Genomic DNA, 21083 nt, shown 5'->3' on the forward strand with positions numbered 1-21083 from the left:
GCCACACGTCAGCGGTGGCGCGGCTTCGGCTACTGTGCAGGTGTGACACCCGGGAAGTCAGCCGAGCGGGCGCGGCCGGCCCGGCGCAGGCTCAGCGTCGACCGGCGTCGCGAGGAACTCATGGCGGCGGCGCTGGAGCTTTTCAGCACCCGAGACTCGGAAGACGTGTCGATCGACGACGTGGCGTCCGCGGCGGGCGCTTCGCGGGCCCTCGTCTATCACTACTTCGGCGGCAAGCAGGAACTCTATGTGGCCGCGCTCAGGAGCGCGGCGGAGCAGCTGGAGTCCCGGCTGCGGCCCGTGGGGGGCGGCAGGCCGCTCGAGGAGCTGGCCTCGGGGCTCAGACGTTATTTCGACTTCGTCGAGGAGCACGCGACGGGGTTCGCCGCGTTGCTGCGTGGGGGTCCCGCCAACCGTGCGGGCGAGGTCGGGGAGATCGTCGACGGGGTGCGCCGGCGACTTTACGTGTTCATCCAGAGGCAGATGCGCGTCGAGGAGCCGAGCCCTCTGATGCGCCTGACTCTCCGGTCGTGGATCGCCTCCGTGGAGACGGCCGGTCTCGACTGGCTGGAGCACCGCGACATCGAGCGGCCGACGCTGGAGAAACTGCTCGTCGACCACATGGTCGCGCTGCTGCGCGCGGCCGCCGCGCACGACGGCGAGGTGGCCGGCCTGCTGGAGCGGCTGGGGTAGCGCCGCCCTGTCCGGCGGGCCGGGAAGGGTGGCGCCGGAAGGATGGCGCCGGGCGGGCGGCGCCAACTCTCCCGTGCGACGTTGTCATCACAGTGGTGGACCAGGCCGCCGGCCTGGCTCACCAAACCCCCCTGAGGTTCGTGACGACCCCTCACTCACTCCGAGCGCTGCTGCGGAATGCCCGCGAGCAGTGCCCGGACCTCGGTCTCCCGGTAACGCCGATGACCGCCGAGGGTGCGAATCGACGTCAACTTGCCCGCCTTGGCCCACCGCGTAACGGTCTTGGGGTCGACCCTGAACATGGTCGCGACCTCAGCGGGCGTGAGCAGTGGCTCGGCCTCGGGTGTACGAGCTGACATTTGTGCGGCCTCTCCTCCGTGTGGACCGGCTTAGCGATCCTGTGACTGCCTTTGCGCGTGTCACGGATGTCCCCCTATGGCACAGAGCGTGCGGCTTTTCTGAGCCATATGCGGCATCACCCGATGTGACCATACCGCCACGCAGAGCGATTGGCGAGCCCTTCTTTGACCCAACTGCCCGCCCCCATGGGGATGTCACGCTCGGTGATTCTAGCGACACGGTTCGTGGTATCGCAGTGAAAACGGCAAACTACTCAGTTCGCAGAAGAGAGCAGCCGCGAGACGTGACCTACTCATGCAGGTCAGACGGTCGTATTGAGCCTCAGTTGGCAGATTCCAGCTGTTGCATTGACTTCCACCGGAGGATCACCCTCTGGTACATGGCGTAGGCAAGTTCTTCTTGACCCGTGTCCAGGCCCGTCAGGGCCGCGGAAAGCTCGGCCACCGACTGGTCGGCCTGCAGCGCGTCGTCGTCCATGAGGTGGACGAGACCGCCGTAGTCGAGCTCCACCAGCGAGTGCGGGTGGAACTCCTCCAGCCACCGCGCGATGTCCTCCACGTCGAAGTCGCCGGCCAGGTCGCCCAGGTGCCTGCGCAGCACGCCGAGCGCGCGGGCCGTCCGCCTCCTGGCCTGCGCCATGGAGGTGACGTAGATCAGGTTGCGTTGGGTCGTGGTCGTCACGTCCTGTCCGGGCGCCGTGGGGCCGAGCACCAGCCAGCGCTCGTTCCCATCAAACGGCACGAACCACGATGGCGGCACATGCCACGCCGTGGTGCGAATGTGGGTGCGCAACGCGGACGAACCGGCCTGCCGCTTGAACCGGTCGAAGTCGTCCGCCGTCTGGTCGGCGATGGCCTTGGGCACCAGGCGGTCCATCAGCTTGACCGGAGTGGTGCCACGCAGCCGTGAGAAGGCCAGCCACGAGCGCAGACGGGTCTGCCAGGGGCACACGTAGAGACGGTCCTCAACGCGCCTCAGATAGGCGTTGGGGCTCTCCTGGGCGGGAACGGGTTGAGGGGGCATGCCGAGCAGGCGCATCACCGACTCGCCGTGCTCCGCATTGAGCGCGTTCGCGCGTCGCGGGCGGTCCCGTGAGTCGGCGTAGTCGGCCCACACTTTGCGCTCGGACTCGGCGAACGCGGTCAGTGGCTCATAGACGCGGAGGTAGGCGGCATAGGGCAGCACGGAGGCATCGTGTCACGAAGCGCACCTGCGTGCACCGTCGCGGCTTACTACGCTGTGAGGTGATCTCCGCCGCGAAGGGGCGGCGGACCGGACAGGGAGTCACCACCGTGACCGACGTCTTCGGCACGTCTCACAAAGACGTCCACGAGCAGGTCGTGTTCTGCGCCGACGAGCAGAGCGGCCTGCGTGCCATCATCGCCATCCACAACACGGCGCTGGGCCCGGCCCTCGGGGGCACGCGGTTCTATCCGTACGAGAGCGAGAGCGCGGCCCTGGCCGACGTGCTCAACCTCGCCAAGGGCATGGCCTACAAGAACGCGCTGGCCGGGCTCGACCTGGGAGGGGGCAAGGCGGTCATCATCGGCGACCCGGCGCGCGACAAGAGCGAGGCCCTGCTGCGCGCGTACGGGAGATTCGTGCAGTCGCTCGGCGGCCGCTACATCACGGCCTGCGACGTGGGCACCTACAGCGAGGACATGGACATCATCGCCCGCGAGTCCCGGTTCGTGACCGGGCGCACCCGCGAGCACGGCGGGGCCGGCGACTCGTCCATCCTCACCGCCTTCGGCGTGTTCCAGGGCATGCGGGCCTCGGCCGAGCGCGTCTACGGCACGCCGTCGCTGCACGGCAGGCGGGTCGGCGTCGAGGGGGTCGGCAAGGTCGGCCACCGCCTGGTCGAGCTCCTCCGCGAGGACGGCGCCGAGGTCGTGATCTGCGACGTCGACCCCAAGGCGATCGACCGGGTGCGCCAGCGCAGGCCCGAGGTCGACGTGGTGGCCGGCGCGGCCGAGCTGATGGCGTCCGACATCGACGTGTTCGCGCCGTGCGCGCTGGGCGGCGTGCTCGACGACGACGCGGTCACCAGGCTGCGGGCCAAGATCGTCTGTGGCGCGGCCAACAACCAGCTCGCCCACCCCGGGGTCGAGAAGCAACTCGCCGAGCGGGGCATCCTGTACGCGCCCGACTACGTCGTCAACTCCGGCGGCGTGATCCAGGTGGCCGATGAGATCGAGGGTTTCGACATGGAACGAGCCAGGTCGAAGGCCACCCAGATCTACGACACGACTCTGAAGATCTTCCGAATCGCGGCCGATGAGGGCGTTCCTCCCGCCGTCGCAGCGGATAGGCTGGCCGAGCGCAGAATGTCGGAAGTCGGGCGTATTCGGGCCGTTTGGCTAGGCAGCTGACGCCCCGCGCCCATACGGCGTACCGAGCTGGGCACAAAACAGGTACGGTAATAGGCGAACGATAGGCTGACGCCCGGAGACAGCGGCGTCAGTGTGTGGTGCGTTAGCGACGAGGGGTCGGGATGCGACCCCACACGAGGGGGTCGAGCCAATGGGGCGCGGCCGAGCAAAGGCCAAGCAGGTCAAGGTTGCTCGCCAGCTGAAGTACAACAGCGGTGGCACGGATCTTGACCGTCTTCGGGACGAACTCGGGGTCGGAGACTCCAGCCGCAGTGACGACGCCGACGACCTCAACGATGAGCTGGCGGATCGCTATGCCGATTACGCCGATGACTATGGCGCCGGGGATGACGACGATGGCCGTTCCCCCGGTCGCCGGTAGCCGTTCTTCCGGTTGATGTGGCCGAGGGCCGGTGCCGGGCGCGCCGGATCCTCGGGTCACGCTCGTCGGGCCCCACGGGCAACCGTGGGGCCTTCGTCACGCGGTCACCGTCACGTGTCCGGATTACCGGTAGCGTGCCCTGCCCGCACCTGGGTCCTCGCCGGGGACGACCTCGCCGAGGACCCACGCGGGCAGGCCACGCGCCGCCAGCACCCGCAGTGCCTCGTCAGCGTCGTCGGCCGCCACCACGGCGGCCATGCCGACCCCGAGGTTGAACGTGCGGTCCATGTCCTCCTGCGCGATCCCGCCGTGCTGGGCCAGCACGCCGAAGACCGGCGGCGGCGTCCATGACGAGCGGTCGAGCACGGCGTCGAGGTGGCCCGGCAGCGAGCGCGACAGGTTGCTCTCCACGCCTCCGCCGGTGATGTGCGCGTAGGCGTGCACGTCGACAACCCTGGCCAGCTCCAGGCAGTCGAGCGAGTAGATGCGGGTCGGCTCCAGCAGCTCCTCGCCCAGCGGGCGGCCCAGCTCGGGCAGCACCGCGTCGAGCGAGAGCGAGGCCTCGCGCAGCACGTGGCGCACCAGCGAGTAGCCGTTGGAGTGCACGCCCGAGGAGGCCAGGCCCAGCACCGCGTCGCCGGCCCGCACCCGCGCGGGCCCGAGCATGGCATCGGCCTCCACCACGCCCGTCCCGGCCCCGGCCAGGTCGTATTCGTCGGGGCCCATCGCACCGGGGTGCTCGGCCGTCTCGCCGCCCACCAGCGCGGCGCCGGCCAGCCGGCAGCCCTCGGCCACCCCGCCGACGATCTCGGCGACGCGCTCGGGGACCACCTTCCCGCAGGCGATGTAGTCGGTCATGAACAGCGGCTCGGCCCCGCACACCACGAGGTCGTCGAGGACCATGCCGACCAGGTCGATGCCGATCGTGTCGTGCTTGCCGTACCGCTGGGCGATCATGACCTTGGTGCCCACGCCGTCGGTGGACGACGCCAGCAGCGGCCGCCGGTAGCCCCGCAGGGCCGAGGCGTCGAACAGCCCCGCGAAGCCGCTGGGGTCGTCGACCACCTCGGGCCGGCGCGAGCGCGCGACCTTGTCCTTCATCAGGTCGACGGCGCGCTCGCCGGCCTCGATGTCGACCCCGGCCGCCTCATAGCTGGTCACGCTGCCTCCTTCGGCGCCAGCGTGACCATGGTGCTGCGTCTACTGGTTCGCTCGCTCACGCTGCCTCCTTCGGCGGCAGCGTGAGCATGCTGCTGCGTCTACTGGTTCGCTCGCTTCGCTCGCTCACGCTTTGCTCTCCAACACGAACTTGCCGACGTTGTCCTGGTCGATGGGGATTGGGTAGTTGCCGTCGAAGCAGGCCATGCACAGGCGGTCGGCCGGGATGGTGGTGGCCCTGGTCAGGCCCTCCAGGGAGATGTAGCCGAGTGAGTCGGCGCCCAGCGAGGCCCGGATCTCCTCCACCGTCAGCGAGCCCGCGATCAGCTCCGCCCTCGTGGCGAAGTCGATGCCGTAGAAGCACGGCCATGCCACGGGCGGCGAGGAGATGCGTACGTGCACCTCACGGGCCCCGGCCTCGCGCAGCATGCGGACGATGGCCCGCTGCGTGTTGCCGCGCACGATCGAGTCGTCCACGACCACCAGCCGCTTGCCCTCGACCACCTCGCGCAGCGGGTTGAGCTTCAGCCGGATGCCGAGCTGGCGGATGGTCTGCGAGGGCTGGATGAAGGTGCGCCCCACGTAGGAGTTCTTCACGAGCCCCTGCCCGTACGGGATGCCGCTCTCCTGCGCGTAGCCGACGGCGGCCGGGGTGCCGGACTCGGGGGTGGGGATGACCAGGTCGGCCTCCACCGGGTGCTCGCGGGCCAGCACGCGGCCCACCTCGACCCGGGTGACCTGCACGCCGCGCCCGGCGATGGTGGTGTCGGGGCGGGCGAGGTAGACGTACTCGAACAGGCAGCCCTTCGGCTCGGCCAGGGCGAACCTGCGCGACCTGACGCCGCGCTCGTCGATGGTGAGCAGCTCGCCCGGCTCGATCTCGCGGACGAACGTGGCGCCCACGATGTCGAGCGCGGCCGTCTCGGAGGCCACCACCCAGCCCCGCTCCAGGCGGCCCAGCACCATGGGGCGCACCCCCTGCGGGTCGCGGGCGGCGTAGAGCGTCGTCTCGTCCATGAACACCAGCGAGTAGGCGCCTTTGACCTGCGGCAGCAGCTCGGCCGCCGCGTCCTCGACGGAGCGCGTGCGGTCCTGCGCGAGCAGCGTGGTCAGGACCTCGGTGTCGGTCGTCGCGCGGATGGAGCCGGGAGCCAGGCGCTGGGCCAGCTCCGGGGTGTTGATGAGGTTGCCGTTGTGCGCCAGCGCGAGCCCGCCGACGTCGGTGGAGCTCAGCGTGGGCTGCGCGTTCTCCCACACGCTGGAGCCCGTGGTGGAGTAGCGGCAGTGGCCGATGGCCAGGTGGCCGCGCAGGGTGCTGAGCACCGACTCGTCGAAGACCTGGGCCACCAGGCCCATGTCCTTGTAGACGAGAATGCGGCTGCCCTCGCTGACCGCGATGCCCGCGGACTCCTGGCCGCGGTGCTGCAACGCGTACAGCCCGTAGTAGGTGAGTTTGGAAACTTCCTCGCCCGGAGCCCAGACGCCGAAGACGCCACAGGCGTCTTTGGGAGCGCGGTCATCGGGGTCCAGGTCATGGCCGAGCCGGCCGTCGCCCTTCAGCACATGCCTCAGTCTAGGTCGGCGGCTTCCGTGCTCGCACACCTGGGGGCGATATCAGCGGACGTGAGGGTACGTGTCCGGGTTCGGAGGGGCTTGCGACCCGGCCCTGGAGGGCGGGGTGCTTGGGCGCATGGAGACCCAAATATCGGCGGCCTTTTACCGTGTCGTCGGGTTTAGCGGACGCCCTCCGCGAAAGGGTGAAGTATCCGGCATGCAGACCCGTCGGGAGACGCAGACGTGAGCACATCTGGGGACCCGAACGAGCCCCGCCCGGGGCAGGACCCGCGCGAAGGCCGTCGGGAAGAGGAAGAGCCCGGCCGGCCCCCGCCCGAGCGGGAGGGGGAGCGGCCAGAAGAGGGTGAGGAGCCGATCGCTCCCGCGCCGCCCGTGGTGCCGCCGCCCGACGTGCCGCCGACGCACGAGCCGCGGCCCGGCGGGGAGCCGAGGCACCCCGACCTGCCCACCTCGCCCGAGACCCCACCGCCCACGGGCGGGGAGTCCGGGGGTCCCGGCACGCCGGAGACGCCCTCCGGCGGAGGAGGGGAGCCGGAACGTCCGCCGGAGACGCCGCCCACGGGGCCTGACGCCGAGGAGACCCAGGCGTTCCCGATCCCCGGGGGCACCCCGGCGTACCCGGGGTGGGGAGCCACCCCGGGTGAGGAGGAACAGCCGCCCAGGCCGGCCCCGTCGCGTTACGAGCAGCCTCCGGCTCCGGGACAGGGCGCGCCGGGCCCCTACCAGGGCGGGCCCGGCGACCAGGAGCGCCCCGCCCCAGGCCCGTACCAGGGCCCGCCGGAGCGGCAGCCCGGCCCGTACCAGGGCGGGTACGGCGCGCCGCGCGACCAGGAGCCCACCATCCCGGGCACGACGCCCTCCAGCCCGTACGGCGGCCCGCCCGGCTACGGACCGCCACCCGCCGGCGGCCCCTACGTCGCCCCCTATCAGGCCAGGCCGGGCAGCGGCCTGGCCACCGCGTCGCTGGTGCTCGGCGTGGCCAGCCCGTTCCTGGTGTTCGTCTGCTTCACCGGCCTGATCACCGCGATCCTGTCGATCGTGTTCGGCTGCGTGGCGCTGGCCAAGCGCGTCGGCAAGGGCCGCGCCATCACGGGCATCGTGATCAGCGTGCTCTCGGTGATCCTCTTCGGGATCGTGGCCGCGTGGTTCTGGAACGTGGTCCAGGAGTGCGGCCACCTGCCCGGCCAGCTCGCCGACAGGTGCTTCGAGGAGAGGTTCCCCTGGATGAGCGGCAACCGCTGACGCGGGGCCGCCTGCTGGGCGGCCACCGGCTGGGTGGCCGCTAGAGCGACGCCCCCTGGAGTGGCAGGTGGGCTGACAGGTCGGCGCGCGCCCCGCTGGCGGAGACCAGCCCCTTCGCCATGGCTTCGGCCCAGGTCAGGCGGCCCAGGGCGAGCTCGATCCAGGTGCGCCCGTCCATCTCCACCACGTTCGGCGGGGTGCCGCGGGTGTGGCGGGGGCCTTCGACGGCCTGGACGGCGGCGTACGGCGGCACGCGCACCTCGACGGTCCTGCCGGGAGCGGCGGTGGCCAGCCGGTCGAGCAGGTGGCGCACCGCCAGCCTGGCCGCGTCGCGCTCGGGCCGCCGCCCGCGGTCGTAGGCGGCCAGCACGGCGGCCACGAGCGCGTCGGGCAGGGCGGACGCCGGGCCGTCGTAGGGGGGCTCGTCGAGGGCGACGAGCTGGCCGTCGAGCGCGGATCTCAGTTTTTCCTGGTCCAGTTTGCGTGGTGGCACGCCACCATTGTCTCCCTGGAAGCGTTCATCGAGCCGGAGGGCGTCGTTCACCTGAGGTTTCTACGGCGGCCGTAACCTCCCGGCGGTACAACCGCGCACAAAAATGGAGGATCTGTGGCGAACCCCACCGCGGGCGGGCGGCTACTGCCGTTGCTCTCGACCCCGCACAAAGGCGGTCGCTCTGCGCTGACCTGTCAGTTCCGCTGCGGCAACGCGTGCGCGCATGACGTGGCCAACACCACCGGCAACACCTACTTCGGCGACGTGGTGAAGGAGGCGCTGTCGCGGCGCGGCGTGCTCCGCGCCGGCGCGCTGGGCGCCCTCGTGGCGGGCGCGGGCATCGCGGGGGCCGCACCGGCCCTGGCCGACCAGCCGGCCGCGAAGTCCGCGGGGAAGGGGCACGGCGGCGGCGACCTCCGGTTCACCCCGGTGGCGCCGAACACCGACGACGCCCTGACCATACCCAAGGGCTACCGCTCGTCCGTGGTCGTGCGCTGGGGCGACCCGGTGCTGCCCGACGCGCCCGCCTTCGACTTCGAGGACCAGTCCGCCGAGGCGCAGGCCAAGCAGTTCGGCTACAACTGCGACTACGTCACGCTCCTTCCGATGGGCCGCGACCGCGCGCTGCTCTGGGTGAACCACGAGTACACCGACGAGAGCCTGATGTTCCGCGACTACACCGGCGGCGCGGAGGCCACCGAGGAGCAGATCCAGATCGCGCTGGCCGCGCACGGCGGCTCGGTCGTGGAGATCGAGCGGGCGGGCCACACGGGCGAGTGGAAGCTGGTCACCGAGGGACGCCGCCGCTACAACCGGCGCATCACCGCTCAGACCCCCATGGCCTTCTCGGGTCCGGCCGCGGGCAGCGACCTGCTCAGGACGGCGGCCGACCCCAAGGGCCGCAAGCCCGTCGGCATGCTGAACAACTGCTCGGGCGGCACGACCCCGTGGGGCACGGTGCTGACCGCCGAGGAGAACATCGACCAGTACTTCGTCAACGGCGACAAGGTGCCCGCGGCGCAGAAGCCGTACATCGACCGCTACACGATCACCACCGGCACCCCCGAGGACAACCGCAGGTTCGACCGCGTCGAGGAGCGCTTCGACCTGGCCAAGCACCCGAACGAGGCCAACAGGTTCGGCTGGGTCGTGGAGATCGACCCGTTCGACCCCGACTCCACGCCGGTCAAGCGCACCGCGCTCGGCCGCTTCAAGCACGAGGCCGCCAACACGACGCTGGCCCGCGACGGCCGCGTGGTCGTGTACATGGGGGACGACTCCCGCTTCGAGTACATCTACAAGTTCGTCTCCAAAGACCGCTACAGGCACGGGAACGACCGGCACAACCGCTCGCTGCTGGACGAGGGCACCCTGTACGTGGCCAAGTTCACCGGCGACAGCCCTGACTCCGAGCTCGACGGGAGCGGCAAGCTGCCTTCCGACGGCGAGTTCGACGGCTCGGGCGAGTGGATCCCGCTGGTCTCGGGCAACAGGTCGTACGTGGACGGCATGTCCGCCGACGAGGTCCTCGTCTACACCCGCGTGGCCGCCGACAAGGTGGGCGCGACCAAGATGGACCGCCCCGAGGACATCGAGCGCAACCCGGTCACCGGCGGCGTGTACGTGGCGCTGACCAACAACACCAACCGCACCCCGGCCCAGGTGAACGAGGCCAACCCGCGCCCGTCGAACAAGCACGGCCACGTCCTGGAGATCGTGGAGCGGCGCGACGACGCGGGCTCGAAGACCTTCGCCTGGTCCATCCCGCTGGTCTGCGGCGACCCCAAGGACGCCGCCACCTACTTCGCGGGCTTCGACAAGAGCAAGGTCTCGCCGATCTCGTGCCCGGACAACCTGACGTTCGACAAGGACGGCAACCTGTGGATCTCCACGGACGGCAACGAGCTGGGCAGCAACGACGGCCTGTTCGTGATGCCCGTCCGCGGTAAGGACCGCGGCCACCTGCGCCAGTTCCTCACCGTCCCGGTCGGCGCGGAGACCTGCGGGCCGCTGGTCACCTCCGACCAGCGCAGCGTGTTCGTGGCCGTGCAGCACCCGGGCGAGACCGACGGCGCGAGCCCGGACAAGCCCTCCAGCCACTGGCCCGACGGCGACCAGCCGCGCCCGTCGGTGGCCGTGGTCTGGCACGGCCAGGGCAGGAAGATCGGCGCTTGACCTCAACTTAACTTGAGGCTCTAGGGTTCCATGCCATGAGCATGGAGATGACCGCCCGGCATCAGCTGTATTCGATGAACAACCAGCGCGAGCGTCGCCCTGTCACCAGGGCGACGCTCCGCCGTATCGGGGGGTTCGCCCGGCCGCACCGGCGCAGGCTGGTGGCGTTCCTGCTGCTCAGCGTGGTGATGGCGGGCTTGGCGGTGGGCGCGCCGCTGCTCGCGGGCCGGGTGGTGGACGCGATCTTCAACGCGGAGCCGCTGAGCGTGGTCGTCGTGGTGGCGCTGGCGATCGCGGGCCTGGCGCTCGCGGAGGCGGGGCTCGGACTGCTGAACCGTTGGCTGTCGGCGAGCCTGGGCGAGGATCTGATCCTGGACCTGCGTACGGCCGTCTTCGACCACGTGCAGCGGATGCCGGTCGCGTTCTTCACGCGAACCCGTACGGGCGCGCTGGTCAGCCGCCTGAACAACGACGTGATCGGCGCGCAGCGGGCCTTCACCGACACCCTGTCCGGCGTGGCGGGGAACATCGTGACGCTCGTGCTGACGCTCGTCGCGATGATCGGCATCTCCTGGCAGATCACCCTGCTCGCCCTGCTGCTGCTCCCGGTCTTCCTGCTGCCCGCCCGGCGGATGGGCACGCGGATCGCCCGGCTGCGGCGCGAGGCGGCCGACCACAACGCGGCCATGGGCACGCAGATGACCGAGCGCTTCTCGGCGCCCGGCGCGACGCTGGTGAAGCTGTTCGGCCGGCCGGCGCGCGAGTCGGCCGAGTTCGCGAGCCGGGCCAGGCGGGTGCGTGACATCGGCGTGCGCTCGGCCATGACGCAGTCGGCGTTCGTGACCGCGCTGACGCTGGTCTCCGCGCTGGCCCTGGCCCTGGTGTACGGGCTCGGCGGCTTCTACGCCCTGCGCGACCAGCTCGCGCCCGGCGCGGTCGTGTCGATGGCCATGCTGCTCACCCGCCTCTACGCGCCCCTGACCGCGCTGGCCGGCGCCCGCGTGGACGTGATGAGCGCGGTCGTCAGCTTCGAGCGGGTCTTCGAGGTGCTCGACCTCAAGCCGCTCATCGAGGAGCGGCCCGGCGCCCGCCAGGTGCCCGACGGCCCGGTCTCGGTGGAGTTCGACGACGTGCGCTTCGCCTACCCCTCGGCCGACAAGGTCTCGCTCGCCTCGCTGGAGGAGGTCGCCACGCTCGACTCGCGCGGCGGCGTCGAGGTGCTGCACGGCGTCTCGTTCACGGCCGAGCCGGGCCAGATGGTGGCGCTGGTCGGCTCGTCCGGCGCGGGCAAGTCCACGATCGCGCAGCTCCTGCCGCGGCTCTACGACGTGGACGAGGGCGCGGTACGGCTCGGCGGCGTGGACGTCCGCGACCTGACCGCCGACTCCATCCGCGACACGCTCGGCATGGTCACCCAGGACGGCCACCTCTTCCACGACTCGATCAGGGACAACCTGCTGCTGGCCCGGCCGGAGGCGGGCGAGGACGAGCTGTGGGACGCCCTGACCAGGGCGAGGCTGGCCGACCTGATCGAGTCGCTGCCCGACGGCCTCGACACGGTCGTGGGCGAGCGCGGCTACCGCCTGTCGGGCGGGGAGCGCCAGCGGCTGACGATCGCCCGCCTGCTGCTGGCCAGGCCCAGGGTGGTGATCCTGGACGAGGCCACGGCGGCGCTCGACTCCACCTCCGAGGCCGCCGTGCAGGCGGCGCTCGGCGAGGCGCTGGAGGGCAGGACCGCCGTGGTGATCGCGCACCGGCTCTCCACGATCCGCGCCGCCGACCTCATCCTGGTGATCGAGGACGGGCGCGTGGTGGAGCGCGGCACGCACGCCGACCTCCTCGCCGCCGGCGGCCGCTACGAGGAGCTCTACCGCACTCAGTTCGACGAGCCCACGGTGGCGGTGGCCTGAGGCTCCACCGCCGCCTGCTCGGCCTCCTGGCGGGTGGTGCGCAGGGAGTAGAGCGCGACCGGGATCGCCGCCAGCACCACGACGCCCGCGACGATCAGCGTGAACTGGTACGCGTCCAGGAAGGCGAGCAGCGGCCCCTTGGCGCTGCCGCTCTGCCTGGCGCTCATGATCGCGCCCAGCGCGGTGATGCCGAGCAGCCCGAACACCTCGCGTGACACGTTCAGGACGCCCGAGGCGACGCCCGCCCTGCCGCGCGGCATGCCGCCGAGGACGGCGGCGGTCAGGGGCACCAGCAGGCCGCCGCCCAGCCCGTACAGCAGGAACCAGGGGAGCACGTCGGCGTAGCCGGCGTCGGCGCCGACGCCGGAGAGCAGGTAGATCGCCGTGCCCATGAGCGCCATGCCGACGGCCACCGTGCGGCCGATGCCGAACCTGGCGCTGATCCGCTGCGACAGGATCGCGACCACGCCCATGAGCAGGGCCATCGGCACGAACGCCGAGCCCGCTTCGGTGGGGGAGAAGCCGAGCACGTTCTGCAGCCACAGGGCGCTGAAGAAGTAGATCCCGAACACGCCGAACGACCAGACGCCCATGGTGAGCAGTCCGCCGGTGAACACCCTGGCGCCGAACAGCGACATCGCGATCATCGGCTCGGCGGCGCGCCGCTCGACCAGCACGAACGCCACGGCCGCCGCCGCGAACACGCCGAACGCGGCCAGGATCTCCGGCGAGGTCCAGCCGGCCGCCTCGCCCTCGATGAGCCCGTACGTCAGGGCGAACAGGGCCAGCGCGGACAGGGCCAGGCCCGGCACGTCGATGCGGTGGCGCACGCGGGTGAAGGCCGGCCGGACCGCCCACGTCGCCAGGCCGAACGTCACCACGCCGATGGGGACGTTGATCAGGTAGATCCAGCCCCAGTGCAGGTGCTCGCTGATGAAGCCGCCCGCGAGCGGGCCGAGCGCCATGGAGAGCGCCCCCGCGGCGCTCCAGACCCCCACCGCCCTGCCGCGCTCGGCCGGGTCGGGGAAGATCTGGGTGATCAGCGTCAGGGCGGTGGGCGTGAGCAGCGCCGCGCCGACGCCCTGCACGGCCCGCGCCGCGATCAGGGCCCCTCCCGATCCGGCCAGGCCGGCCGCCAGCGAGGCCAGCGTGAAGACGGTCAGGCCGGCGAGGAAGACCCGGCGGGCCCCGTAGAGGTCCGCGAGCCGGCCGCCGACCAGCATGAGCCCGGCGAAGACCAGGATGTACGAGCTCACGATCCATTCGAGGCCGGAGATCGTCAAACCGAGCTCGCGCTGGATGGTGGGCAACGCGACGTTGCCCACGTTGTTGTCCAGATAGGTCATGAATGTGCCGAGGGTCACCGCGACCAGCGCCCACCATCTCACGACATTTCCTCCTATACGCCGTACTTGTACGTCGTATAGTTGAACTTGTACGGCGTATAGTTGTCAACCGTGATGGGAAAACTGACCGCGCAGGCGATCGCGGAGCGGGCACTGGAGATCGGCGACAGCGAGGGGCTCGACGCCGTGACCATCCGGCGCCTGGCCACGGACCTGGGCGTGACCCCGATGGCCCTCTACTGGCACTACAAGAACAAGGAGCAGCTGCTCGTCGGCATGGCCGACCACCTCATCGGCGGGTTCGCGCCCAAGCCGGCCGACGCGCGCCCGTGGCAGCAGCAGCTGCGCGACCTGATCGAGGGGCTGATCAGGACGCTGCGCACGCACGCCTGCGCCAAGGACGTGATCGAGCAGATCGACCCGGTCGAGGTGCCGAACTTCCTGGCCGTCTGGGACCAGGCGCTCGGCCTGGCCCGCAGCGCGGGGTTCAGCATCGACGAGAGCTGCCTGATCAGCAAGTTCCTGCTGCAGAGCGCCATCGCCATCGCCGACGCCCCGGCGCACGTCAAGGCGGTCGACCCGGCCAAGCTCAGGGCCAAGACGGCGGGCCTGCAGGCGCTGCCGGCCGAGACGTACCCCTATCTGGTGGAGATGGCCTCACCGCTCGTCAGCGGGACCGAGCCGGGCCTGTACGACACGTTCGGCGTCGACCTCGTGCTCAATGGCATCGAGGCGCTGGCGGCCAGGCGTTAGAGTCTGGCGCATGGCCTTCGAGCTGATCTGCGAGATCGAACCTCCCACCAAGCCCGATCTGAAGCGCGTCAGGCACCAGATCGGCACGATGAGCACGATCGCGCACTCGTTCCTCATCCCCGACAACCACATCGGCCGCGCGACCGTCTCCAGCGTGGCGGTGGCCCACGAGGTCGAGGCCATGGGCGGGCGCGGCATCGCCTGCCTCAACTCGCGCGACCGCAACCTGCTCGGCTTCCGCCGCGACCTGCTGACGGCGGCGGCGTACGGCGTGGACCAGTTCCTGTTCGTCTACGGCGACAAGCCGGCGAGCGGCAACCGCACCAGCGACCTGACCGTGCGCTCCATGATCGAGGAGGCCCGGGAGTTCTCGCCCGGCCTGCGCCTGGGCGCCGCCGCCTCCGCGCGCTCGCTGCCCGCCTGGAAGCGCGCGGCCGACTTCCTGTTCCTCCAGGTCGGCTTCTCGGTGGAGGCGCAGCTGCGCTGGCGCGAGGCCCATCCGGTCGACGTGCCGGTCTACGCCGGTGTCATGGTGCTGGCCAGCGAGCGCCACGCCCGCTCCCTGGCGGCCGCGATCCCCGACATCGAGCTGCCGGAGCAGCTGGTCGCGAAGGTGGCCGCGGACCGCATGGCCGGGGTGGAGGCGGCCTGCGAGCAGGTGCTCGCCCTGCGCGACTCCGGCGCCTTCGACGGCGTGCACCTCATCCCGGTCTCCCGCTACCGCGACGTCGAGTCCCGGCTCGCCGGCGCCCTCTAGAGCGGCGCTCCCCGGGCCCGCCACGCGGGAGCTCCCACGCCGTCGGCCGGCGCTCCCGGGGTGTCAGCGGGCGCGCCTGCGCAGGCCGTCGAGGTCGTGGATCACCACGCGCCGCCGGCCCGTCTCGATCAGGCCCCGGTCGCGCAGCGAGCGCAGCGCCTTGCTGACGGCCTCGCGGGAGGAGCCCGTCCAGCCGGCCAGCTCGTCCTGCGACAGGGGCAGCGCCACGCGCACCCCGGCGCCGGTCTGCTCGCCGTACCGGTCGGCCAGCTCCAGCAGGCGCGTCGCGACCCGGCCCGTGGTGTCGTACGCGCCGTACTCGATCCGCTTCCTGTCCGCGTCGCGCAGCTTGCCGGTGACGAGCCGCATGAGCAGGACGGCGACGCGCCCGTGGGACTCCAGGAACGCCGGGAAGTCGCGCACCACGACGCCGGAGATCGGCTCCAGGGCGGTCACCGTGGCCGAGCGCGGCGAGCCGTCGATGGCCGACATCTCGCCGAGCAGCGCGCCGGGGCCGCGTACCGCCAGCACCACCTCGGTGCCGGCGCTCGTGTGCGACGACACCTTGACCCGGCCCTCCAGCAGCACCAGCACCCAGTCGGACGTGTCGCCCTCGTTGATGACGGTGGTGCCGCGGTCCCACCGCCGCGGCCGGCCGGCCGCGCGCAGGGCCGCGGCCTCCTCGTCGGTGAGCAGGGACAGGAACTCACCGGGTTCAAGCTGCATGTATGCGATTATGTCGGTCCGCGGCTCGCCGTTCTATTGCAATCCAGTCAGAACGTACGCGGGCACGAGCTCTTCCTTGCCCTTGAGGCTGAGCGGGCCGAGGGGGCTCACCGAGGCGCCCTGCCCCAGCTGGCGGAGCGTGGTCTCCCCGATGACGACCGTGCCCGGCTCGGCGACGCCCTGGAGCCTGGCCGCCACGTTCACGCAGTCGCCCATGGCGTTGAAGCCGCGCAGCTCGGGGCTGCCGATGTTGCCGACCAGGGCGGGCCCCGTGTTGACGCCCACCCGGAACGTCGGCCACTGCACGTCGTCCACCCGCTTCCACGCCATCTCCTCGGCCACCTCGGCGGCCGCCCGCTGCATCTCCAGCGCGGCCCGGCAGGCCGCCCTGGCGTGACCCTCCTGCGTGGCGGGGGCGTTGAACAGGGCCAGCAGCGCGTCGCCCACGAACTGCACGATCGTGCCGCCGTTACCGAGGATGCAGGGCACGGCGGCCGTGTGGTAGCGGTTGAGCATCTCGACGATCTCGCCGGGCGTGACCTTCTCGGAGAAGGTCGTGAAGCCCTTGAGGTCGGCGAAGAGCGCGGTCAGCTCCTTCAGCTCGCCCCCGAGCGCCGCCTGCGCCGGGTCGGCCAGCAGGGCGTTGGCCACGTCGGGCGACATGTACTGCCGGAAGAGCGTGTCGAGCTCCTGGTAGAGGCGGGCGTTCTCCAGGGAGAGCGACAGCTGCCCGGCCAGGGTGGCGGCCAGCGCCTCGTCCTGCGGGGTGCGCCCCACGGGCACCTCCAGCACGCCCGCCAGGTGCCCCTTGACCGTCAGGGGGAAGGCCAGCCGGTCGTCGCGCCTGACGGGCTGGCCGCCGTCGAACTCGTACGCGCGGGAGCCGATCTCCACCTTCCCCTCCGCGACCAGGCCGATCTTCACGTCGCCGTACGCCTGGCGCACCCGCTCCAGCGCCGTGGCCAGCAGCTGCCCCTCGGGGAGCCCCACCCTGGTCTGGGAGCTCACCGCCACCAGGGCGGCCAGCCGCCCGGACAGCTCGCGCTCGTTGGCCAGCGCCTCGCCCGCCCGGTCGAGCACCGCGGCCTGGCCCTCGCTCAGGCGGAACTTGCCCGACAGCCGGGCCGCGGCCAGCGGCTCGCCCCGGCGTACGTGCTCGACCATCTCCTCCAGCGCGCTGTCGTAGTCGCGCCGGATGCGGGCCACGGTCGCCGCCAGCGTCACCGAGTCGAACAGCCCCGAGCTGGATCCCTCGCGCCTGAACTGGACGTACGCGCTGTAGGCCACGAACAGGAAGGCCAGCGTGAGCAGCAGGTGCCACTCCCACCAGGACAGGTGCCAGTTGAGCTGGGACATCCCGGCGATCATGGCCTCGGCCAGCAGCGCGTACGCCGTGATCAGGCTGATCAGCATGGCCGAGGGGCGCCGCCGGTGCAGCAGGAACATCATCACGCTCGCCGCGCCGTACAGCAGCAGCCCGAGGACGGACGCCCAGGCCAGCCACGGGACCGGCGACACGGGCGGCGGCACGCTGAGTGACGTCAGCCCCGGGACCAGCGACACCAGCCCCCAGCCGATCATCACGGCGAGGAGGGCCGCCCGGATGGCGTGCTGGGCGCCCAGCACGGCCCTGGCCGCCCGCTCGCCCAGCGGCAGCGCGGAGGCGAACGCGAACCCCGCCGCGATCGTGAGCCCGGCCTGGTGGCCGATGTCGAAGCCCAGCGACCCGCCCGGCAGGATGATCACCGGGGTGGCCAGGCCGTGCAGGAAGAAGAAGCCGGCGCTGCTCAGGAAGACCATGGACACCAGGAACAGCCGGGCGTCCCGCCGCCGCCGCGCCGCCTCGCTGATCATGGCGCCGAGCACCACGTTCACGCCGGCCACTATGACGATCATCCAGAAGTGGCTGGCGTGGTGCTGCCACGGGATGTTGACGTCCGGGTTGGCCAGCAGCAACCACAGGCCCAGCAGCGGCACGACCAGGTGGATCGCCCAGACGACGCCACGCACGGGGTGGGTGGCCGGAGGCAGGTAGGGGGTTGGCACAGACCGATTATCCACGCGCCGTCGCCGCCGCCAATGCGTCGAAATACGCACATGAGCGGGGAGAGTGCCGCGGCCGGCGCTCTCCCCGTGACCTCGTCAGTTGAACAGCGCCGGCAGGGCCGCCGAGTGCGTCTCCCGCAGCTCCTCGACCGGCACCTCGAAGACGCCCTCGACCACCAGCGACGTGCCGCCGGTCGTGCCGAGCCCATAGCACGGCACCTCGTGGCGCGCGCACAGCGAGGCGAACTCCTCGTGGGCCTCCGGGCGCACCGTGACGAGCGCCCGCGCGGCCGACTCGCTGAACAGGTCGGTGAACGCCTCGCCGCTCAGCGCCACCGAGGCGCCGATGCCCCTGGCCAGGCAGGACTCGGCGAGGGCGACGGCCAGCCCGCCGTCGGACAGGTCGTGCGAGCCCTCCAGCAGCCCGCGCCTGGCCGCCTCCACCAGCACGGTGCCCAGCGCCTGCTCGGCCTCCAGGTCCGCCTGCGGCGGCAGGCCGCCGAGGTGCCGGTGGACGACGTGCGCCCACTCCGAGCCGCCGAACTCCTCGTGCGTCTCGCCGAGCAGCACGACCTTCAGCCCCTCGGCGGTGAAGCCGGTCGGCACCCGCCTGGCGACGTCCTCGATCACGCCGAGCACGCCCACGACCGGCGTGGGGTGGATGGCCGTCGAGCCGGTCTGGTTGTAGAAGGAGACGTTGCCGCCGGTCACCGGCACGCCGAGGGTCCGGCAGGCGTCGGCCAGGCCGCGTACGGCCTCGGCGAACTGCCACATGACCTCCGGGTCCTCGGGGGAGCCGAAGTTGAGGCAGTTGGTCACCGCGAGGGGCTTGGCGCCGGTCACGGCCACGTTCCGGTACGCCTCGGCCAGCGCGAGCTGCGCCCCCGCGTACGGGTCGAGCCGGGCGTAGCGGCCGTTGCCGTCGGTGGACAGCGCGATGCCCCTGGTGGTGGGCTCGGCTCCCTCGATCGCCTCGGAGATGCGCAGCATCCCCGCGTCGGCCGGCTGGGCCAGCACGGTGTTGGAGCGCACGTAGCGGTCGTACTGGGAGGTCACCCACTCCTTGGAGGCCAGGTTGGGCGAGCCGAGCAGCTGCAGCAGCGTGGCGCGCAGGTCGGCGGGCCGCTCCAGCCGGTCGGGGGTGTCGGCGTTGAGCGCGGCCTGCCCGGACGGCTCGTGGTAGGGGCGCTCGTAGACGGGCCCCTCGTCGGCCGCCGTGCCCGGCGGGATGTCCACGATGACCTCGCCGTCCCAGGTCATGACCAGGCGGCCGGTGTCGGTGACCTCGCCGATGACGGTGGCGGGCACGTCCCACTTCTGGCAGATCGCCATGAACGCCGGGATATCGTCGGGCCGGACCACGGCCATCATCCGCTCCTGCGACTCGCTCATGAGGATCTCCTCAGGCCTGAGCGAGGGGTCGCGGAGCGGGACGAGGTTGAGGTCGACGCGCATGCCGCCGGTGCCCTTGGCGGCCAGTTCGGTCGTGGCGCACGACACCCCGGCCGCGCCGAGGTCCTGGATGCCGACGACGACGTCGGCCGCGTACAGCTCCAGGCAGCACTCGATGAGCAGCTTCTCCATGAACGGGTCGCCCACCTGCACGGCGGGCCGCTTGGCGTGCGACTCGTCCTCGAACGTGGCCGACGCCAGCACGGAGGCCCCGCCGATGCCGTCGGGGCCGGTGGACGCGCCGAACAGCACGACCTTGTTGCCGGGACCCGGCGCGGTGGCCAGCTTGATCTGGTCCTTGCGGAGCAGGCCCACGCAGAGCGCGTTGACCAGCGGGTTGCCGAGGTAGCAGGGGTCGAAGGCGACCTCGCCGCCGATGTTGGGCAGGCCCAGGCAGTTGCCGTAGGAGGAGATGCCCTCGACGACGCCGGGCAGCACCCTGCGGGTGTCGACGGCGTCGGCGGCGCCGAAGCGCAGGGCGTCCATGACCGCGATCGGTCGGGCGCCCATCGACATGATGTCGCGGACGATCCCGCCGACGCCGGTGGCCGCGCCCTGGTGCGGCTCGACGTAGGACGGGTGGTTGTGCGACTCGATCTTGAACGTGGCCGCCCAGCCGTCGCCGATGTCCACGACGCCCGCGTTCTCGCCCATGCCGACCAGCAGCGCCTCCGACTTGGGGGCCTTGCTGGCGAACTGCTTGAGATGCACCTTGGACGACTTGTACGAGCAGTGCTCGGACCACATGACGCTGTAGATGGCCAGCTCGGAGCCGGTGGGACGGCGGCCGAGGATCTCCTTGACCCGGTCGTACTCGTCCTGCTTCATCCCCAGCTCGGCGAAGGGCATCGGCTCCTCAGGAGTCTCGGCCGCCCGCTTCACACTGTCCGTCATTCGCCCTCCTTCGCCGGTCGAATGACGGACCTGTCGACTGTGCCCATTGGTCGCTCGCTCCGCTCGCTCATGCATTCACCAGCTTCTTCAGGATGGAGGTGAAGAACCCGAGGCCGTCGGTGCTCGGGGCGCCCACCAGTTCCTCGACCGCGTGCTCGGGGTGCGGCATGAGGCCGACCACGTTGCCCGCCTCGTTGCGGATGCCGGCGATGTCGTTGAGCGAGCCGTTGGGGTTGCCGAGGTAGCGGACGACCACGTGGCCGCCCGCCTCCAGCGCGGCCAGCGTCTCGTCGGACGCCACGTAGCGGCCCTCGCCGTGCTTGATCGGCAGCACGATCTCCTGGCCCTGGCCGAACATGTTGGTCCAGGACGTCGCGGTCTGCTCGATCCTGACCCGCTGGTCACGGCAGACGTAGTGGAGCGAGGCGTTGCGGGTCAGCGCGCCGGGCAGCAGGTGGGCCTCGCAGAGGATCTGGAAGCCGTTGCAGGTGCCGAGCACCGGCAGCCCCGCCCTGGCGGCCGGGATGAGCTCCTCCATGAGCGGCGCGAACCGCGAGATGGCGCCGCAGCGCAGGTAGTCGCCGTAGGAGAAGCCGCCGGGCAGGAAGACCGCGTCGACCCCCTTCAGGTCATGGTCGGCGTGCCACAGCGGGACCGCCTCGGCGCCCGCGAGGCGGACGGCCCTCGCGGCGTCCTGGTCGTCGAGAGTTCCTGGAAACGTGACTACGCCCACACGGGCAGCGCTCATG

Annotated in this window: 18 protein-coding genes; 8 read left to right on the forward strand and 10 right to left on the reverse strand. The window is 71.4% G+C overall.

The window, feature by feature from the left end; all coding sequences use genetic code 11:
- Window positions 1-42 precede the first annotated feature (42 nt).
- Complete coding sequence (locus FH608_RS43660; RefSeq protein WP_226900438.1) at window positions 43-693, forward strand: TetR/AcrR family transcriptional regulator; 651 nt, start codon at window positions 43-45, stop codon at window positions 691-693.
- 155 nt (window positions 694-848) lie between these two features.
- Here FH608_RS43660 and bldC read toward each other — a convergent pair whose 3' ends face one another.
- Window positions 849-1052 (reverse strand): developmental transcriptional regulator BldC, encoded by a 204-nt coding sequence (bldC, locus tag FH608_RS43665; protein WP_013133571.1) that lies wholly within the window; start codon window positions 1050-1052, stop codon window positions 849-851.
- Between the two features lie 322 nt (window positions 1053-1374).
- The gene (locus tag FH608_RS43670; protein WP_139636930.1) at window positions 1375-2238 is read right to left on the reverse strand and encodes a hypothetical protein; all 864 of its coding nucleotides are present in this window, start codon (window positions 2236-2238) and stop codon (window positions 1375-1377) included.
- A 107-nt stretch (window positions 2239-2345) separates the two neighbouring features.
- Here FH608_RS43670 and FH608_RS43675 point away from each other — a divergent pair, with 107 nt between their 5' ends.
- Window positions 2346-3425, forward strand: a complete 1080-nt coding sequence (locus FH608_RS43675) for a Glu/Leu/Phe/Val family dehydrogenase (protein ID WP_139636931.1) — start codon at window positions 2346-2348, stop codon at window positions 3423-3425.
- A gap of 151 nt (window positions 3426-3576) precedes the next feature.
- Window positions 3577-3807, forward strand: coding sequence for a DUF3073 domain-containing protein (locus tag FH608_RS43680; protein ID WP_139636932.1), 231 nt, complete (start codon window positions 3577-3579; stop codon window positions 3805-3807).
- 123 nt (window positions 3808-3930) lie between these two features.
- On the opposite strand, the gene purM is transcribed toward FH608_RS43680, so the two are convergent.
- Entirely contained in the window at window positions 3931-4968 is a 1038-nt protein-coding gene (gene purM, locus FH608_RS43685; protein WP_139636933.1) for a phosphoribosylformylglycinamidine cyclo-ligase, read from the reverse strand.
- Between the two features lie 123 nt (window positions 4969-5091).
- Window positions 5092-6528 carry an amidophosphoribosyltransferase gene (gene purF / locus FH608_RS43690; protein ID WP_139636934.1) on the reverse strand — a complete coding sequence of 479 codons (1437 nt, stop codon included), beginning with the start codon at window positions 6526-6528 and terminating at the stop codon, window positions 5092-5094.
- Window positions 6529-6762: 234 nt separating this feature from the next.
- Here purF and FH608_RS43695 point away from each other — a divergent pair, with 234 nt between their 5' ends.
- Complete coding sequence (locus tag FH608_RS43695) at window positions 6763-7782, forward strand: DUF4190 domain-containing protein (protein WP_139636935.1); 1020 nt, start codon at window positions 6763-6765, stop codon at window positions 7780-7782.
- A gap of 40 nt (window positions 7783-7822) precedes the next feature.
- Here the strand turns inward: FH608_RS43695 and FH608_RS43700 are convergent, their stop codons facing one another.
- Window positions 7823-8275: a sterol carrier family protein gene (locus FH608_RS43700; protein WP_139636936.1), complete on the reverse strand. Its 453-nt coding sequence runs from the start codon at window positions 8273-8275 to the stop codon at window positions 7823-7825.
- Between the two features lie 114 nt (window positions 8276-8389).
- Here FH608_RS43700 and FH608_RS43705 point away from each other — a divergent pair, with 114 nt between their 5' ends.
- Both FH608_RS43705 and FH608_RS43710 read left to right on the forward strand, forming a co-directional pair.
- Window positions 8390-10450: a PhoX family protein gene (locus tag FH608_RS43705; RefSeq protein WP_139636937.1), complete on the forward strand. Its 2061-nt coding sequence runs from the start codon at window positions 8390-8392 to the stop codon at window positions 10448-10450.
- Between the two features lie 35 nt (window positions 10451-10485).
- Window positions 10486-12360 carry an ABC transporter ATP-binding protein gene (locus tag FH608_RS43710; protein ID WP_139636938.1) on the forward strand — a complete coding sequence of 625 codons (1875 nt, stop codon included), beginning with the start codon at window positions 10486-10488 and terminating at the stop codon, window positions 12358-12360.
- Here the strand turns inward: FH608_RS43710 and FH608_RS43715 are convergent.
- Window positions 12327-13748: an MFS transporter gene (locus FH608_RS43715; protein ID WP_226900439.1), complete on the reverse strand. Its 1422-nt coding sequence runs from the start codon at window positions 13746-13748 to the stop codon at window positions 12327-12329. The two genes, FH608_RS43710 and FH608_RS43715, sit on opposite strands and share 34 nt — an antisense overlap.
- Window positions 13749-13820: 72 nt before the next feature.
- Between FH608_RS43715 and FH608_RS43720 the strand changes: the two genes are divergently transcribed.
- Together FH608_RS43720 and FH608_RS43725 are read left to right on the forward strand one after the other, a co-directional pair.
- Window positions 13821-14459, forward strand: a complete 639-nt coding sequence (locus FH608_RS43720) for a TetR/AcrR family transcriptional regulator (protein ID WP_226900445.1) — start codon at window positions 13821-13823, stop codon at window positions 14457-14459.
- A gap of 10 nt (window positions 14460-14469) precedes the next feature.
- Complete coding sequence (locus FH608_RS43725; RefSeq protein WP_139636940.1) at window positions 14470-15216, forward strand: methylenetetrahydrofolate reductase; 747 nt, start codon at window positions 14470-14472, stop codon at window positions 15214-15216.
- A 63-nt stretch (window positions 15217-15279) separates the two neighbouring features.
- On the opposite strand, the gene FH608_RS43730 is transcribed toward FH608_RS43725, so the two are convergent.
- The 4 genes from FH608_RS43730 to purQ form a co-directional block, all read right to left on the reverse strand.
- Window positions 15280-15942 carry a Crp/Fnr family transcriptional regulator gene (locus tag FH608_RS43730; RefSeq protein WP_139636941.1) on the reverse strand — a complete coding sequence of 221 codons (663 nt, stop codon included), beginning with the start codon at window positions 15940-15942 and terminating at the stop codon, window positions 15280-15282.
- A 33-nt stretch (window positions 15943-15975) separates the two neighbouring features.
- On the reverse strand, window positions 15976-17988 hold the full coding sequence (locus FH608_RS43735; protein ID WP_226900440.1) for an adenylate/guanylate cyclase domain-containing protein: 2013 nt from the start codon (window positions 17986-17988) through the stop codon (window positions 15976-15978).
- A gap of 96 nt (window positions 17989-18084) precedes the next feature.
- Complete coding sequence (purL, locus tag FH608_RS43740; RefSeq protein WP_139636942.1) at window positions 18085-20334, reverse strand: phosphoribosylformylglycinamidine synthase subunit PurL; 2250 nt, start codon at window positions 20332-20334, stop codon at window positions 18085-18087.
- Window positions 20335-20401: 67 nt separating this feature from the next.
- On the reverse strand, window positions 20402-21082 hold the full coding sequence (gene purQ, locus FH608_RS43745; RefSeq protein WP_139636943.1) for a phosphoribosylformylglycinamidine synthase subunit PurQ: 681 nt from the start codon (window positions 21080-21082) through the stop codon (window positions 20402-20404).
- Between the last annotated feature and the right edge of the window lies 1 nt (window position 21083).

Origin of the sequence: Nonomuraea phyllanthi, from assembly GCF_006334985.2 — a bacterium.
Taxonomy (GTDB): domain Bacteria; phylum Actinomycetota; class Actinomycetes; order Streptosporangiales; family Streptosporangiaceae; genus Nonomuraea; species Nonomuraea phyllanthi.

What these genes read in the sequence shown, in the direction of transcription:
- purQ (WP_139636943.1), bottom strand. Translation starts at nt 21,082, where the DNA reads ATGAGCGCTGCCCGTGTGGGCGTAGTCACGTTTCCAGGAACTCTCGAC.
- FH608_RS43710 (WP_139636938.1), top strand. Translation starts at nt 10,486, where the DNA reads ATGAGCATGGAGATGACCGCCCGGCATCAGCTGTATTCGATGAACAAC.
- FH608_RS43680 (WP_139636932.1), top strand. Translation starts at nt 3,577, where the DNA reads ATGGGGCGCGGCCGAGCAAAGGCCAAGCAGGTCAAGGTTGCTCGCCAG.
- bldC (WP_013133571.1), bottom strand. Translation starts at nt 1,052, where the DNA reads ATGTCAGCTCGTACACCCGAGGCCGAGCCACTGCTCACGCCCGCTGAG.
- FH608_RS43730 (WP_139636941.1), bottom strand. Translation starts at nt 15,942, where the DNA reads ATGCAGCTTGAACCCGGTGAGTTCCTGTCCCTGCTCACCGACGAGGAG.
- FH608_RS43720 (WP_226900445.1), top strand. Translation starts at nt 13,821, where the DNA reads ATGGGAAAACTGACCGCGCAGGCGATCGCGGAGCGGGCACTGGAGATC.
- purL (WP_139636942.1), bottom strand. Translation starts at nt 20,334, where the DNA reads ATGACGGACAGTGTGAAGCGGGCGGCCGAGACTCCTGAGGAGCCGATG.
- FH608_RS43725 (WP_139636940.1), top strand. Translation starts at nt 14,470, where the DNA reads ATGGCCTTCGAGCTGATCTGCGAGATCGAACCTCCCACCAAGCCCGAT.